Here is a 13,359-nt window from a genome sequence, read left to right on the forward strand (position 1 = left end):
CGGAGCCGTTGAGTACCGTCTACGACGGGTTCGTCGCGCCCCCGCGGCCGTCCTCGAGCGCCATGTAGAGGCGGGTGCCTCCCGGCCTGAAGCCGACCCGCTCGTAGACCTGCCGGGACCCCTCACCCGAGTATTCGAGCCACACCGATCGTGCCCCGGCCGCGAACAGGGCTTCCGCCAGCGCCGCGGTCACGGAGCCGGCGACACCTCGGCCGCGGAAGGCCGGCCGGGTACCGACGCCGGCCAGCTCCGAGGTGCCCACAGCGGGCGCGGAGCAGGTTCCGGCGCCGGCGCAGCCGCCGTCGGAACCCCGTACGAACCGCACCGCTCCCCCGCTCTCCTGGATGCGGCGCAGTCGGGCGGCCCCCTCCTCCGACGCGGCGAACGCACTGTCGAACGCCTCGGACAGGGCGGCGTCGATCGCCGCGTAGTCCGCGTCCGTACGCGGGGTCTCGACGAGGAGACCGGTGGGCGACGACGGCGGCGGCGTGAGCGTGGCCGGCGTGCAGACCAGGTACGTGTGCACCGCTTCCGTGGTGAATCCCGCCGCCCGCAGGGCGGGTTCGACCTCGGGTGCGGCGTCCGGCGCGAACTCGAGGCGGGGCTTGAGCCCGCGCGTGTGGAACGCCTCGATCAGAGCCGCGACATCGTCACGGCTCGGACGGGCGCCGGGCACGGGAGTCGCGTAGTTGAGGTAGGGGCTGGTGGTCGTGGGGTCGAGCCCCAGGACGAAGGGCGCGACGTCGACCGCTGCGGGACGGCGACGGAGGTTGCTGACGGCAAAGGCCTGGACGTCGGTGTGCTGGACGTCGACGTGCTGAGCGTCGATGTGCATGGTGAAGTGACCTCACGTTGAAGTGGTGTAGGCGTGGCGGTGTGGGACACCGCGACGTCGGGCCGCCGTGAGGAGAGCGGAACGGCACTGAGCGGACAGGAAGGTTCCGTTCAGTCCCGACGGCGGCCGCTGTGGGACGCCGCATCCATTGGCTTCAGTCCTTCACCATGAGGGGGGTGTGCACCTACTGCACTCAGGTGAGCTTAGCCCCGGCGATCAACTGTGCGCCCGACAAATTCAGCGCCGCGTTCCAGCCACGCACAACTCGGCCCTGTGCACGTCTTCGTGTGACGGCAGGACCCTGGGCCGGTTGCCTGCGCCTGTCGGGGGCGTGGAGATTGCGGGAGTACTGGGATCTTCTTGGGGAGACCGGCCGGTAGCGAAGGAAGGGCCGCCCAGTCGTGATGTTGCTCCGGTTTCCTTCTGTTGGTGCCGCTGTGGCCCATGGAGCCTCTGTGGCGCATGGGGCCTCGCGCACTCACCCCCCATGCGAAAGGAACCCCCATCCATGGCCGACGAGAGGGTGCTGCGCGCCCAGAGATTCATCAACGGCACGTATGGCGACGTGCCGGGCATCGGCAAGGTCGAGGAGAGCGGGGTGGTGGACTGGCCGACGGTGTACGCGTTGGTCCGCGCCCTGCAGTACGAGTTGGGCATCACCGCGCTCTCGGACAACTTCGGGCCCACCACACTCGCCACGCTCACGACCAAGTGGCCGACGATAGACGGTGGTTCGTCGGCCGTCCCGGCCAACGTCATCCGCATCGTCCAGGCCGCCCTGTGCTGCAAGGGCTACGACGGTGGCGACATCGACGGCACGTACAACGCCCGAGTCGCAGCCGCCGTACGGCAGTTGAAGGCGGACGCGGGCCTCGACGAGCCGTATCCCGGGGACGCCGTCGTGCCGAAGGTGTTCAAGGCGCTGCTGAACCGGGACGCGTACACCTGCCAGGACGGCGGCAGCGGCACCGTGCGCGTGGCGCAGCGCTGGATGAACGCGACGTACGTCGGCCGGGCCAACTTCTTCGTCATCGCCTGCGACGGCCGCTACTCGCGGGACGTGCAGCGGGCGCTGATGTACGCCGTGCAGTACGAGATCGGCATGACCGACGACGTGGCCAACGGCGTCTTCGGTCCCGGCACCCAGAACGGACTCCGGTCCACCACCCTCTCGGTGGGGTCGACCGGCGCCTGGGTACGGCTGTTCTCGGCCGCGATGGCGTTCAACCAGCGTCACGGGGTCACCTTCACGGACACCTTCGACGCCGGGCTCGCCGTACGGGTGGCGGCCTTCCAGGAGTTCGTGAAGCTTCCCGTCACCGGCAAGGGCGACTTCGCCACCTGGGCGTCCCTGCTGGTGTCCACCGGGGACACGTCCCGCAAGGGCAGCGCCGCGGACTGTTCCACGGAGGTCACCGCGGCCCGGGCCAAGGAGCTGGCCGCCGCCGGGTACCGGGTGGTCGGGCGGTACCTGTCGAACGTGCCCGGCACCACCCTCGACAAGATGATCAAGCCCGGCGAGCTCAGGACCCTGGCCGCGAACGGGCTGCGCTGCTTCCCGATCTACCAGACCAACGGTGCCGCCGCGAGCTACTTCACCTCCGCACAGGGCACCTCGGACGCCGCCGACGCCCTGTACTGGGCCCGCTACCACGGCTTCCGCCCCGGCACGCGTATCTATTTCGCCGTCGACTACGACGCCGTGGACGCCGAGGTCACCACCGGCGTCCTCCCCTACTTCCGGGCCCTCAAGGCCGCGATCGACGCCGACGGCGCGGGCTACCTCACCGGTATCTACGGCGCGCGCGCCGTGTGCGCCCGGGTAGGCGCCGAGGGACTCACCACCGCGAGCTTCGTCTCCGACATGTCCACCGCCTACACCGGCAATGTGGCCTCCCCCCTCCCCGACGACTGGGCCTTCGACCAGATCGCCACCGTCGAGGTGGGCACCGGCGAGGGCGCGATCCAGATCGACAACAACATCGCGTCCGGCCGCGACCTCGGCCAGATCGCGTACGCCCCACCGGCCGTCGCGACCGACCTCGACGCCCGCTTCGACACGTCACGACGCGCGGTCGCCCTGACGGACGTACGGCACTACCTGCGCTCCTGGGGACTCCCCGAGCGGGGAGCCGGCGACCCGACGCCCACGTCCACGACGGTGGCCCCCGGCGCCGACACCACGACCAACGCCTTCGACACCCTCGTCACCTACGACGCCGTCCTGACCGACCTGGCCCGCACCCTGCGCATGCGCAAGGCCCTCATCGCGACGAGCCTGCTGTGGGCGGTGCGCACGGGGACGACGCTCTCGCCGCAGGCCACCATCGCCGCCCGCAACTACTGCGTCCAGCAGCGCATCCTGCGCGGTCCGCTCCTCGACGCCTCCGACTCCGCCGACGTCCGCGCGGTCCGCCAGAAAACGCGCGACGACGACAAGTTCCGTATCAACAGCACCGCGTACGCCCTCATCAAGGCCGCCCACGACCTGGGCCTGCCCCGCCCCGGCCTCGCCGACACGGCTGAGAGCACGCGGCGGCTCCTGGGCGACTTCCTCGGCTCGGGCAGCCTGGACGGATCGACCCAGCTGGGCCTGTACCAGGTCCTGGAGAAGCACTACGCACCCCTGCGCGGCACGGGCCGCTGACAGACGCGGGAAGCACCGGAGAGGAAAGCAGAGCACCCATGGCAGCAACGCGACGACACTTCCTGCGCTCAGCGGTCACCACGGCGGTCGCGGCGGGCACGGTCGCCGGTACGACGACCGTGGCGTCCACGGCCTCCGCAGCCGACAAGGCGACCTCAGCGGGCGCGACGGGCTCAACCGGCTCGGCTGACAAGCCCCCCGTCTCCGCCAACGGCTGGCCGATCGCCACGACACCCCCCAACGCCGACGGCAGCATCTGGACCTGCCCGGTACCCGGCACGGGCTTCGGCATCGACGTCGCGATCGGTGACGCGGAGACGATCCTCGTCCACGTGGTCCGCCGTTTCCACTACGAGATCGAGACACTGCGCGCCGGCGACGTGACCGGCTACCGCCCCGCGGCGAAGACGACGGGCCCGGAGACCAACCACGCCTCGGGCACAGCGATCGACATCCGTCCCGACTCCTACCCGGCGGGCGTCCACGGCGGCTTCTTCGCCCCCCAACTCGCGGTGATCCGCGACATCCTCACCGACTGCGAGGGCGCGGTGAAGTGGGGCGGCGACTTCCCGACGCCCGACGAGAGCCACTTCCAGATCGACGTCCCGCCCACCTCCCCGAAGGTGAAACACGTCGCCGACAAGATCCGCGCCTGGAACGCCACCCCGGGCAGGGGCGCGGGCGTCACGCAGGTCCCGCGAAACAGCTCGTGATGGTGTTCGTGGCCCGTTCCGGCCGGTAGGTGCGGTCCCGGCCGGAAGGGGAGCCTGGGGCGCCCGCGGGTTACGTCGCCAGGCCGCGTTCGGTCACTTCGGCCGACCGGGGCACGAAAAGGGTGAGGGCCGCGCGGCGTGCGCCGCGCGGCCCCGGATGCGTCCTGCGGGTGGTCAGGAAGCGGTGATGTTCTCCGCCTGCGGGCCCTTCTGGCCCTGGACCACGTCGAACGTCACGGTCTGGCCCTCCTGGAGCTCACGGAAGCCCGAGGAGTTGATCGCGGAGTAGTGCGCGAAGACATCCGGACCACCGCCGTCCTGGGCGATGAAGCCGAAGCCCTTCTCCGCGTTGAACCACTTCACAGTTCCCGTAGCCATGGTCATACCTTCCAGTTGACGAAACGCCTCCCCCTGCATGGGGAAGACGGAGCTGATCGCCCTGGTCCCTGCGGCATAGCACAGCAAAAAGCCCACGCCGAAGGCATGGGCAGGGGAATTCCGAACCACGACAGCTGACACAGACGCTACACCTGTACACGCGCCGTCACCATAGAAAGATCACCTCGGGTGACAGGAGAACCCGGCCCCGGTGCCGTACAGGCACCGGGGCCAGGGCCGTGAAGCGGTTCAGCGGGAGAGGGCGAGGATGCCCAGAGCGCTGCCGTGTTCGTCGACCACGGGCAGGGCCCCGAGCCGGCGGCAGCGCATCGCGTACTCGGCTTCGGTCCTCGTGGTCAGCGGCGAGGCGAAGGGCCCGAGGACGTCGGCGATGTCACGCAGGCGCATCCGGTCCGTGTATCCGGAGCTGTCATGAACGGCCGTGAGCCGGGCCCGGGTGACCAGGCCGGTGCACTGGCCGTCCTCGTCGCAGACGACCAGATGCCCCGTACGGGCGGCCGCCATCACGGACAGCGCCACCTCGACGGTCATGTCCTCCCAGACCTGAGGTCCGGCCGCCTCCATGGCGTCGGCCACCGTGCCGTGCGCGGGGTGGGCGCTCGCCGGGCGGGACTGCATCTGGACCAGCGTCAAAGGGTGCCTCCTGCGGGGATGGACCGGCTTCCTGATCACGAAGGTTCTACGCCGCCGTACTGGCGGTGGACTGCCGCGCGGGCGCGCGGCGGGCCGCCGAAGCGGGGCGGCGTCGGCCGCGTGAGGTGGCGCTGCGCTTGGGGCGTTCGACCACCGGTGCGGTGATGACGACCGGGATACCGCTGGGCGCCTGGGCGCCGGTGATGCGCTGCAGGGTTTCGTCGCCGGCGCGGACCTGGGTGGTCTGCGGGACGATGCCGGCCGCTGCCATGAGGCGAGTCATGTCGCGGCGCTGGTTCGGGGTGACCAGGGTGACGACGCTGCCGGACTCGCCGGCGCGGGCGGTACGGCCGCCGCGGTGGAGGTAGTCCTTGTGGTCGGTCGGCGGGTCGACGTTGACGACGAGGTCGAGGTTGTCGACGTGGATGCCGCGCGCCGCGACGTTGGTCGCCACCAGCACGTTGACGTGCCCGGTCTTGAACTGCGCCAGCGTGCGCGTGCGCTGCGGCTGCGACTTCCCGCCGTGCAGTGCGGCGGCTCGTACGCCGCTGTTCAGGAGGTGCTCGGTGAGGCGGTCGACGGCGTGCTTGGTGTCGAGGAACATGATCACGCGGCCGTCGCGTGCGGCGATCTCGGTGGTGGCCGCGTGCTTGTCGGCGCCGTGGACATGCAGCACGTGGTGCTCCATCGTCGTGACCGCGCCGACCGAGGGGTCGACGGAGTGCACGACGGGGTCGCTGAGGTAGCGGCGCACGAGCAGGTCGACGTTGCGGTCGAGGGTGGCGGAGAACAGCATGCGCTGGCCCTCGGGGCGGACCTGGTCGAGAAGCGCGGTGACCTGCGGCATGAAGCCCATGTCGGCCATCTGGTCGGCCTCGTCGAGGACGGTGATGGAGACCTGGTCCAAGCGGCAGTCGCCGCGGTCGATGAGGTCCTTGAGGCGTCCTGGGGTGGCGACGACGACCTCGGCGCCACCGCGCAGCGCGCCGGCCTGCCTGCCGATCGACATCCCGCCCACGACGGTGGTCAGCCGCAGCTTCACCGAGCGGGCGTACGGGGTGAGCGCGTCGGTGACCTGCTGCGCCAGCTCACGCGTCGGTACGAGGATCAGCCCCAGCGGCTGCCTGGCCTCGGCGCGCTGCCCGGCCGTACGGGCCAGCAGCGCCAGCCCGAAGGCGAGGGTCTTGCCGGAGCCGGTGCGCCCGCGGCCCAGTACGTCACGGCCGACGAGGGAGTTGGGCAGGGTCGCGGCCTGGATCGGGAACGGTACGGTCACGCCCTCCCAACCGAGCGCGGCCAGCAGTTCCCCGGGCATGTCGAGATCGGCGAAGCCCTCCACGGCGGGAAGCGCGGGGGTGATCGTCTTGGGGAGGGCGAACTCCCCCTGGATCGCGGCGGGCCGCCGGCCGTAACCGCCGGAACGGCTCGGACCCCCGGACCGGCTCGGGGCCGACGAGCCGAATCGGCCGCCACCCCCACCGGAGCCGGCACTGCCCTTACGGGTGCGGGCGAAGCGGTCGTTCGTGCGTGTGCGGTTCATGCGGAAACCTTCCTCGATGCGGCACATATCAAGGAATTCCCGCAGCAATGAGCGGCACGGAGAATTGCAGGCATGGGCCGAATGGAACGTAAAATAAAATCTGGCCGGCCGGAAATCCGTGCGGGCACAGGCGCTGAGACGGGCGACGCCGTGTGAGGAAAAATCCGGGGCGTCGACTCGTGAAGCCATGCAGGGGTGCGTTCTGCACCCAATGTCAGGAGATGCGTGCAGCTGGGGCCCGCACCCCGAAGGATGCGGGCCCCAGCTGTCAAGTGCGCGCCAGCGTCAGGCGACGACGATGTTCTCGGCCGTCGGGCCCTTCTGGCCCTGCGCGATGTCGAAGGTCACCTTCTGGCCTTCGAGCAGCTCACGGAAGCCCTGGGCGGCGATGTTCGAGTAGTGGGCGAAGACGTCGGCGCCTCCCCCGTCCTGCTCGATGAAGCCGAAGCCCTTTTCCGCGTTGAACCACTTCACGGTACCAGCAGCCATGTCAATCTCCTTTGGGGCAGTGCATCGGCATCCGCACTGTGCGGACGCCGTGTCGCCGCGATGATTACCCCGCCGGGAAAGACCGGAAATACAAAAGCGCTACCAGCGACCAGAGGGTCGACCGGGGGCGCTTGAAGTTTCGGGAACCACACTGCAACTGAGATCGACAGTAGCACGTCACAAGGGCTTGTGTGCGGCAAATAATGACGCTTGTTCACTGAGGCAAAAACTCTGCCCGCGCGGTCTTTTGAACTCTCATCTCGCGAGCACAGATATTGATTCACGAGGGGCGCAGCGTTTCGGGGCGTGGCGTGAGATCAGGCCGCTGCCGCCGGGACGCCGAGCTCGGCCAGCAGGCCCCGTACGCGCCGCTCGATCTCCTCCCGGATCGGCCGGAGCCTCCACGCCCTGGCCGGCCGGATCTTCGAGCTGCCAGTCCCGGTACCGCTTGCCCGGGTAGACGGGGCAGGGGTCCCCGCAGCCCATCGTGATCACTACGTCGGAGGACTGTACGGCCTCGGTGACGCCGTGCGGGACGACGACGTCGTCTGCCGTCGGGGCGGGACGTCCGTACACGACTGCCACGGCGGCCAGCCCGAGTACGGCGCCGAGCAGCTGTGCCGCGACGAACGGGGCGACGGAGGCGGGGGCGATCCCGGCGAAGGTGTCGCTGAAGGCGCGGCCGACGGTGACGGCGGGATTCGCGAAGGAGGTGGAGGAGGTGAACCAGTAGGCGGCCCCGATGTACGAGGCTACGGCTACGGGGGCCAGGGAGGCGCGCCCCGCACGCTCCAAGCCGAAGATGAGCAGGATCAGCCCGCCCGTGGCGACGACCTCACCCAGCCAGAGGTGACCGGCGGACCGGTCGTGGTGGCGAACCTCACCAGCGGCACGGCGAACATGGCGTCGGCCAGCACCGCGCCGCCGATCGCCCCGGCAACCTGCGCGGGAACGTCCGCGGCGACCTCCCGCAGGCTCGGCCCGGCGCCGGCGCGGCGGCCGGTGAACCAGGCGGCCAGGGTGACGGCGGGGTTGAAGTGCGCGCCGGAAACCGGCCCCAGCAGCGTGATCAGCACGCCCAGGCCGAAGACGGTGGCCAGCGAGTTGGCCGGCAACTGCACGCCGACATCGTGGGAGAGCTCGGTCGCCTGGATACCGGAGCCCACGACCACGGCCACCAGCAACCCGGTGCCCACCGCCTCGGCGGCGACACGGCGGCCGAGGGACACGCTCACGCCGTCACCCCGGCGGTCTGAGCCGTCACTCCGCCGGTCTGCGCCGTCATTCCTGTGGTCTGCGGTGTCGTCAGGAAGCCGGCGAGCTTGTCCAGGACGCCGGGCAGCACCCAGTAGTAGACCCAGGTCCCGCGTCGCTCGCAGTCGATGAGCCCGGCCTGCCGCAGCAGCTTGAGGTGGTGGGAGATCGTCGGCTGGGAGAGGTCGAAAGCCGGGGTCAGCTCGCACACGCAGACCTCGCCGCCCTCCCCGCGCGAGGCGATCATCGACATCAGCCGCAGCCGGACCGGATCGCCCAGCGCCTTGAAGGCCCTCGCCAGCTCCGTGGCGCGCTCGTCGTCCAGCGGCGCGGCGGCCAGGCCCGGGCAGCACGCGGCGTCCCGGCCGATCACCTCAAGCTCTTGTTTTGACATCCCTCTATGTTGACGTTTCTCGATCCAAGGCGCAAGCTTGCATCAACAAACTTCAATACAGGCCGTTCCGGGCACCGCCATGCCCCGTACCCCAGGAGTGAAGTGATGAGCGAGCAGTCCACCGACCTGCGCGAAACCGTCTGCCGACGGTACGCCGCAGCAGCAGTGAAGGTCACCGAGGGCGGCACCGCCTGCTGCGGCCCCGAGCCCGTCGAGGTCGACGAGAATTTCGGCTCCACCCTCTACGCCACGGCCGAGCGCGACACGCTGCCCGCCGAAGCGGTCGCGGCCTCGCTCGGCTGCGGCAACCCCACCGCCGTCGCCGAACTCCGCGAGGGTGAACGCGTCCTCGACCTCGGCTCAGGCGGCGGCATCGACGTCCTGCTCTCCGCCCGCCGCGTCGGCCCGTCCGGCAAGGCGTACGGGCTGGACATGACCGAGGAGATGCTCTCCCTCGCCCTGGCCAACGCCGAGAAGGCGGGCACCACCAACGTGGAATTCCTCAAGGGCACCATCGAGGCGATCCCGCTGCCCGCGAACACCATCGACGTGGTCATCTCGAACTGCGTGATCAACCTGTCCGTCGACAAGCCCGCCGTCTTCGCCGAGACCTTCCGCGTCCTCAGGCCCGGCGGCCGCATCGGCGTCTCGGACGTCGTCGCCGAGAACGCCCTCACCTCCGAACAGCGCGCGGAACGCGGCGACTACGTCGGCTGCATCGCCGGCGCGCTCTCCTTCGCCGAGTACCGCGCGGGCCTCGAAGCCGCCGGCTTCACCGGCATCGACATCACCCCGACGCACCCCGTCGCGGACGGCATGCACTCCGCCGTCATCCACGCCACCAAGCCCGCGGCCATGGACACGACCCCCTGTACGACCTCCGATACGAGCCCCGATACGACCTCCCCGGCGACGAGATCGGACGCCGCGTGCTGCGGCGTCAACGCCTGCTGCACTCCGTCCGAGACCTCGGCCGACCCCAGCCTGACCGTCACGGAGGCCAAGAGCGTGTCGGGCTGCGGCTGCCAGAGCTGAGGCCAGGCAAACCGGCTCACGCAAGCGCCCGGAAACGAATCAACACCCAAGCCGACTTGAGCCGGGACCCGCTGTCACCTCGAGCAGTTTGCGCCCAAGGAGTTCAGAAGTGCGGCGCCGCGTTCGGCGTCATCCACGCTTATGGCAAAGTCTCTGCCCCTGGCCCGGATGACGAGGCACTCGCCACTGCGCAGCATCACGGTCGTGCCCAACCCGCTCAGCCGGTAGCCCCAGCCACCCACCTGCGCTGGTGTGCGCCGCTCGACGCGAGCCGACTCGATGTCCCCGACAGACCAGTGCCGCGCCGGCCAACCGAACGGCCCGAAGGACACTTTCAGCCCCGTCTCACTGGCCCGCGCCCGCACCGAGGCACAGCCCAGCACCAGGACCGAGGCGAGCGCGAACGGCGCCATCAGGATCAACCCCGGACGCAGACTCACCAGATTCCCGACGGCGGCCGCGCAGGCGGCCAGCGCCAGAAGGCCCAGTACGGCCGAGATCGCTTGAAGCCACGGGTTGGACGTACGGGAGAGCCACACCAGTCGCTGCCCTTCCGGGAGGTCCATGCCCGGGCCGGCCGCCACCCGCCCCGGGACTGCGGGTCCCCGACGGGTAGCGAGCCAGGCCACCACAGCCGCCGTGGCCGCCCCCACAAAGGTCGCCACGACCCAGCCCGTCACCGAACCGGCCTCATGCCAGTCGGGCCGGTCCAAGTTCGCCCGCACGATCGACGCCTGTCCGCCGACCGGAAAGAGCCCCGCAGTCGGCAATGTGACACCCACCCACGGCCCGCACGCTCGTTCACGGCATCCCCCTGATCATCTCGACAAGGTCGGCCTTGCTGTAACCGAGGTGTGCCGCGTCGGCCACCAGATCGCCCAAGCGGTCCAGCAGCACCGCGCGTTGGTCCGCCCCGTCGGTAACCGTCACACCCCGGCCGCGCCGGAACTCCACCACTCCCTCGCCACGCAGCGCCCGAAGCCCACGCAGCACCGTGTTGACGTTGACGCCCAGTGCCTCGGAAAGGTCCCGCGCCGGAGGCAGCCGGTCCCCCGGACCGCACTCGCCCTCAGCGATGGCACGCCGAATCGCGCCCGCCACCTGCTCGTGCAGAGGACGACCGTCCGCGACATCGAGTCTCAGCAACATGATGCTAATGACGCTAGCACCATTAGCTTCCAAGGGCAGGCCACGGAAGCATCCGCGCACGCATCGCGCACCCACGGGCCCGAAAACGAGTCAGCGCCCGAGCCGACCGAAGTCGACCCGGACGCTGCGTAGCAGAAGGGAGGATCCCTCTCCCGCCACCGGTAGGCCGTGTGGGACTCGAACCCACAACCAATGGATTAAAAGTCCACTGCTCTGCCAATTGAGCTAACGGCCCAGGCGGTGTTGCGTGATGTTGCCTCCACGAGCATAGCCGGACACGGCCGAGTCTCCGATCGGGTATCGGGGACACGGCCGCGTCGGGCGGATGGATGGGGCCAGGAGTGTCAGGGACTGTCAGGGATCGACCGGTTCGGGAGCGCCCGCGCGGGCCGCCTCGCGGGCGCGGGTGCGGTCGTGGTCGGGGTTGAGGAACCAGTGGCGGGCCGACGCCTGCCACCAGGTCGCGGCGAAGCCGAGCACGACGAGTACGGCGACCGGCGCGTAGTTGAAGGTCTCCCAGGTGACCGGGGACACCTGCGGCAGCATGAACAGCACCGTGATCACGCCGACCCAGCCCACGGACACCACGCCGATCACCCCGGACCACCGGCCCAGATGCCACGGCCCCCGCTCGAACGCCGAGCCCTTGCGCACCCGCAGCAGCGTCGGGATGACGTACGCGATGTAGAGGCCGATCACCGCGATCGAGGTCACCGCCGCGTAGGCGGTGACATTGATCAGGTAGGGCAGGCCCAGCACCAGCGCGCCCCCCGCCGCCAGCCACACCGCCGCGACCGGAGTGCGTGTGCGCGGGCTGACGGTGTGCCAGACGTGGGAGAGCGGCAAAGCCCCGTCGCGGGAGAAGGCGTAGATCATGCGGCTGTTGGCCGTCACCGACGCCATCCCGCAGAACAGCTGCGCGCCGATCACCACCAGCAGCAGCAGCTTGCCGGCCGTCGCCCCCAGCGCGTCGAGCAGGATCTGGGCGGGCGGCGCGCCGGTGGAGGACGAAAGCGCCCCGTCGTACGACTGGATCGCGAAGGTGAAGCCCAGCAACAACACGAAGCCCGCTATCCACGACGTCCAGATCGACCGCACGATCCCCTTCGGGCCCGCCGTGGACGCGTCGTGCGTCTCCTCCGTCATATGGGCGGAGGCGTCGTAGCCGGTGAACGTGTACTGCGCCATCAGCAGGCCCAGCAGCACCACGTACACCCCGCTGCCCCAGCCCGTGTTGTTCACGAACTCGCCGAAGACGAAGGACGCCGACTGGTGGTGGTCCGGTACGAAGGTCAGCGCGCCGACGATCACCGCGACGCCCAGCACGTGCCACCACACGCTCACGCTGTTCAGCAGGCCGACGATACGGACACCGAAGGTGTTGAGCAGCCCGTGCAGCGCCAGGATCGCCGCGAAGAGCAGCACCGTCCGGCCCGGCGTCACCTCCAAGTCGAACTGGAGGTTCAGGTAGGCGCCCAGGAAGGACGCGGCGCCGAAGTCGATGCCCGCCGTCACCGCCACCTGGCCCAGCACGTTGAACCAGCCCGTGAACCAGGCCCAGGCGGCCGCCGTACGCGGGGGCGCGAGGCGGTGCGCCCAGAAGTACAGGCCCGCCGACGTCGGGTACGCCGAACAGATCTCGGCCATCGACAGGCCGACGAAGAGTGTCATCAGGCCGACCGCCACCCAGCCCCAGGTGATCACGGCGGGGCCGCCCGTGTTCATCCCGAACAGGTACAGCGTCAGGCACCCCGACAGGACCGAGATGATCGTGAAGGAGACCGCGTAGTTGGAGAACGCCGACATGCGGCGGGCGAGAACCTGCGTGTAACCGAGCTGGGCCAGCCGTTCCTCGTCAGACAGCCCACTCACTCTGGCGTCATCTGTCATGTCCCCAGCGATTCCCTCGGGAAGGACGTGACATGCGCCATAGGCCCATCGAATGTGGCCGGAAAATGCCCGTACAGCTCCGCCGGCCCTGCCCGACGCCGTCGTACGCCCCGAAACGCCGGAAGGGCCCGTACGACCGGAGTCGTACGGGCCCTTCCGGAATCAGTTCGTCAGCCGACGTCAGCCGTTGCGCTTCCAACGCGGCTTGTCCTCGCGGCGGCCGAAGGAGCCACCGCCGCGGTGGTCGTCACGACGGCCGTACGGGCGGTCGTGGCCGGGGCGGTCGTGGCCGGGGCGGTCGTGGCCGCCGGGGCGGAAGCCCGGGCGGTCGTCACGACGGTCGCGGTTGAACGGACGGTCGCTGCCACGGTGACCACCGCG

13 protein-coding genes, 1 tRNA gene and 2 pseudogenes are annotated in these 13,359 nt (G+C 70.0%); 3 read left to right on the top strand and 13 right to left on the bottom strand.

Annotated features, from left to right (window positions below; genetic code table 11):
* Positions 1 to 19: 19 nt before the first annotated feature.
* Complete coding sequence (locus AC067M_RS33015; RefSeq protein ID WP_478700717.1) at positions 20 to 835, bottom strand: GNAT family N-acetyltransferase; 816 nt, start codon at positions 833 to 835, stop codon at positions 20 to 22.
* Positions 836 to 1,343: 508 nt separating this feature from the next.
* Here AC067M_RS33015 and AC067M_RS33020 point away from each other — a divergent pair.
* Positions 1,344 to 3,482 (top strand): glycoside hydrolase domain-containing protein, encoded by a 2,139-nt coding sequence (locus AC067M_RS33020; protein WP_478700718.1) that lies wholly within the window; start codon positions 1,344 to 1,346, stop codon positions 3,480 to 3,482.
* Positions 3,483 to 3,520: 38 nt separating this feature from the next.
* Positions 3,521 to 4,195 carry a M15 family metallopeptidase gene (locus tag AC067M_RS33025; protein WP_478700719.1) on the top strand — a complete coding sequence of 225 codons (675 nt, stop codon included), beginning with the start codon at positions 3,521 to 3,523 and terminating at the stop codon, positions 4,193 to 4,195.
* 174 nt (positions 4,196 to 4,369) lie between these two features.
* Here AC067M_RS33025 and AC067M_RS33030 read toward each other — a convergent pair whose 3' ends face one another.
* From AC067M_RS33030 to AC067M_RS33060, 7 genes and pseudogenes are all read right to left on the bottom strand, one after another.
* Positions 4,370 to 4,573, bottom strand: a complete 204-nt coding sequence (locus AC067M_RS33030) for a cold-shock protein (RefSeq protein WP_478700720.1) — start codon at positions 4,571 to 4,573, stop codon at positions 4,370 to 4,372.
* A 249-nt stretch (positions 4,574 to 4,822) separates the two neighbouring features.
* On the bottom strand, positions 4,823 to 5,227 hold the full coding sequence (locus AC067M_RS33035) for a CBS domain-containing protein (RefSeq protein WP_478700721.1): 405 nt from the start codon (positions 5,225 to 5,227) through the stop codon (positions 4,823 to 4,825).
* 46 nt (positions 5,228 to 5,273) lie between these two features.
* Positions 5,274 to 6,767: a DEAD/DEAH box helicase gene (locus AC067M_RS33040; protein WP_478700722.1), complete on the bottom strand. Its 1,494-nt coding sequence runs from the start codon at positions 6,765 to 6,767 to the stop codon at positions 5,274 to 5,276.
* Between the two features lie 285 nt (positions 6,768 to 7,052).
* Positions 7,053 to 7,256, bottom strand: a complete 204-nt coding sequence (locus tag AC067M_RS33045) for a cold-shock protein (protein ID WP_086699230.1) — start codon at positions 7,254 to 7,256, stop codon at positions 7,053 to 7,055.
* Positions 7,257 to 7,573: 317 nt separating this feature from the next.
* A pseudogene (locus AC067M_RS33050) lies at positions 7,574 to 7,775 on the bottom strand (low molecular weight phosphatase family protein); the annotation flags it as partial.
* Between the two features lie 27 nt (positions 7,776 to 7,802).
* Positions 7,803 to 8,491: pseudogene (locus AC067M_RS33055) on the bottom strand (aquaporin); the annotation flags it as partial.
* Complete coding sequence (locus AC067M_RS33060; RefSeq protein WP_478700723.1) at positions 8,488 to 8,904, bottom strand: ArsR/SmtB family transcription factor; 417 nt, start codon at positions 8,902 to 8,904, stop codon at positions 8,488 to 8,490. The gene AC067M_RS33060 and the pseudogene AC067M_RS33055, both read right to left, overlap by 4 nt.
* Positions 8,905 to 9,009: 105 nt before the next feature.
* Between AC067M_RS33060 and arsM the strand changes: the two genes are divergently transcribed.
* A complete protein-coding gene (arsM, locus tag AC067M_RS33065) occupies positions 9,010 to 9,939 on the top strand; it encodes an arsenite methyltransferase (protein WP_478700724.1) in 930 nt (309 codons plus the stop codon).
* A 74-nt stretch (positions 9,940 to 10,013) separates the two neighbouring features.
* On the opposite strand, the gene AC067M_RS33070 is transcribed toward arsM, so the two are convergent.
* The 5 genes from AC067M_RS33070 to AC067M_RS33090 all read right to left on the bottom strand — a co-directional run.
* A complete protein-coding gene (locus tag AC067M_RS33070; RefSeq protein WP_478700725.1) occupies positions 10,014 to 10,721 on the bottom strand; it encodes a hypothetical protein in 708 nt (235 codons plus the stop codon).
* 19 nt (positions 10,722 to 10,740) lie between these two features.
* On the bottom strand, positions 10,741 to 11,088 hold the full coding sequence (locus tag AC067M_RS33075; RefSeq protein ID WP_478700726.1) for a GntR family transcriptional regulator: 348 nt from the start codon (positions 11,086 to 11,088) through the stop codon (positions 10,741 to 10,743).
* A gap of 162 nt (positions 11,089 to 11,250) precedes the next feature.
* Positions 11,251 to 11,323: transfer RNA gene (locus AC067M_RS33080), tRNA-Lys, on the bottom strand.
* 119 nt (positions 11,324 to 11,442) lie between these two features.
* Positions 11,443 to 12,978, bottom strand: coding sequence for an amino acid permease (locus AC067M_RS33085; protein WP_478700727.1), 1,536 nt, complete (start codon positions 12,976 to 12,978; stop codon positions 11,443 to 11,445).
* Positions 12,979 to 13,158: 180 nt separating this feature from the next.
* Positions 13,159 to 13,359: hypothetical protein (locus AC067M_RS33090; RefSeq protein ID WP_478700728.1), on the bottom strand; the 201-nt coding region annotated here is incomplete at its 5' end.

Source organism: Streptomyces sp. NPDC043427 (genome assembly GCF_056436655.1).

Coding starts and splice junctions, on each gene's coding strand:
- AC067M_RS33045 (WP_086699230.1), bottom strand. CDS start 7,256: ATGGCTGCTGGTACCGTGAAGTGGTTCAACGCGGAAAAGGGCTTCGGC.
- AC067M_RS33020 (WP_478700718.1), top strand. CDS start 1,344: ATGGCCGACGAGAGGGTGCTGCGCGCCCAGAGATTCATCAACGGCACG.
- AC067M_RS33015 (WP_478700717.1), bottom strand. CDS start 835: ATGCACATCGACGCTCAGCACGTCGACGTCCAGCACACCGACGTCCAG.
- AC067M_RS33040 (WP_478700722.1), bottom strand. CDS start 6,767: ATGAACCGCACACGCACGAACGACCGCTTCGCCCGCACCCGTAAGGGC.
- AC067M_RS33085 (WP_478700727.1), bottom strand. CDS start 12,978: ATGACAGATGACGCCAGAGTGAGTGGGCTGTCTGACGAGGAACGGCTG.
- arsM (WP_478700724.1), top strand. CDS start 9,010: ATGAGCGAGCAGTCCACCGACCTGCGCGAAACCGTCTGCCGACGGTAC.
- AC067M_RS33060 (WP_478700723.1), bottom strand. CDS start 8,904: ATGTCAAAACAAGAGCTTGAGGTGATCGGCCGGGACGCCGCGTGCTGC.
- AC067M_RS33075 (WP_478700726.1), bottom strand. CDS start 11,088: ATGTTGCTGAGACTCGATGTCGCGGACGGTCGTCCTCTGCACGAGCAG.
- AC067M_RS33025 (WP_478700719.1), top strand. CDS start 3,521: ATGGCAGCAACGCGACGACACTTCCTGCGCTCAGCGGTCACCACGGCG.
- AC067M_RS33030 (WP_478700720.1), bottom strand. CDS start 4,573: ATGGCTACGGGAACTGTGAAGTGGTTCAACGCGGAGAAGGGCTTCGGC.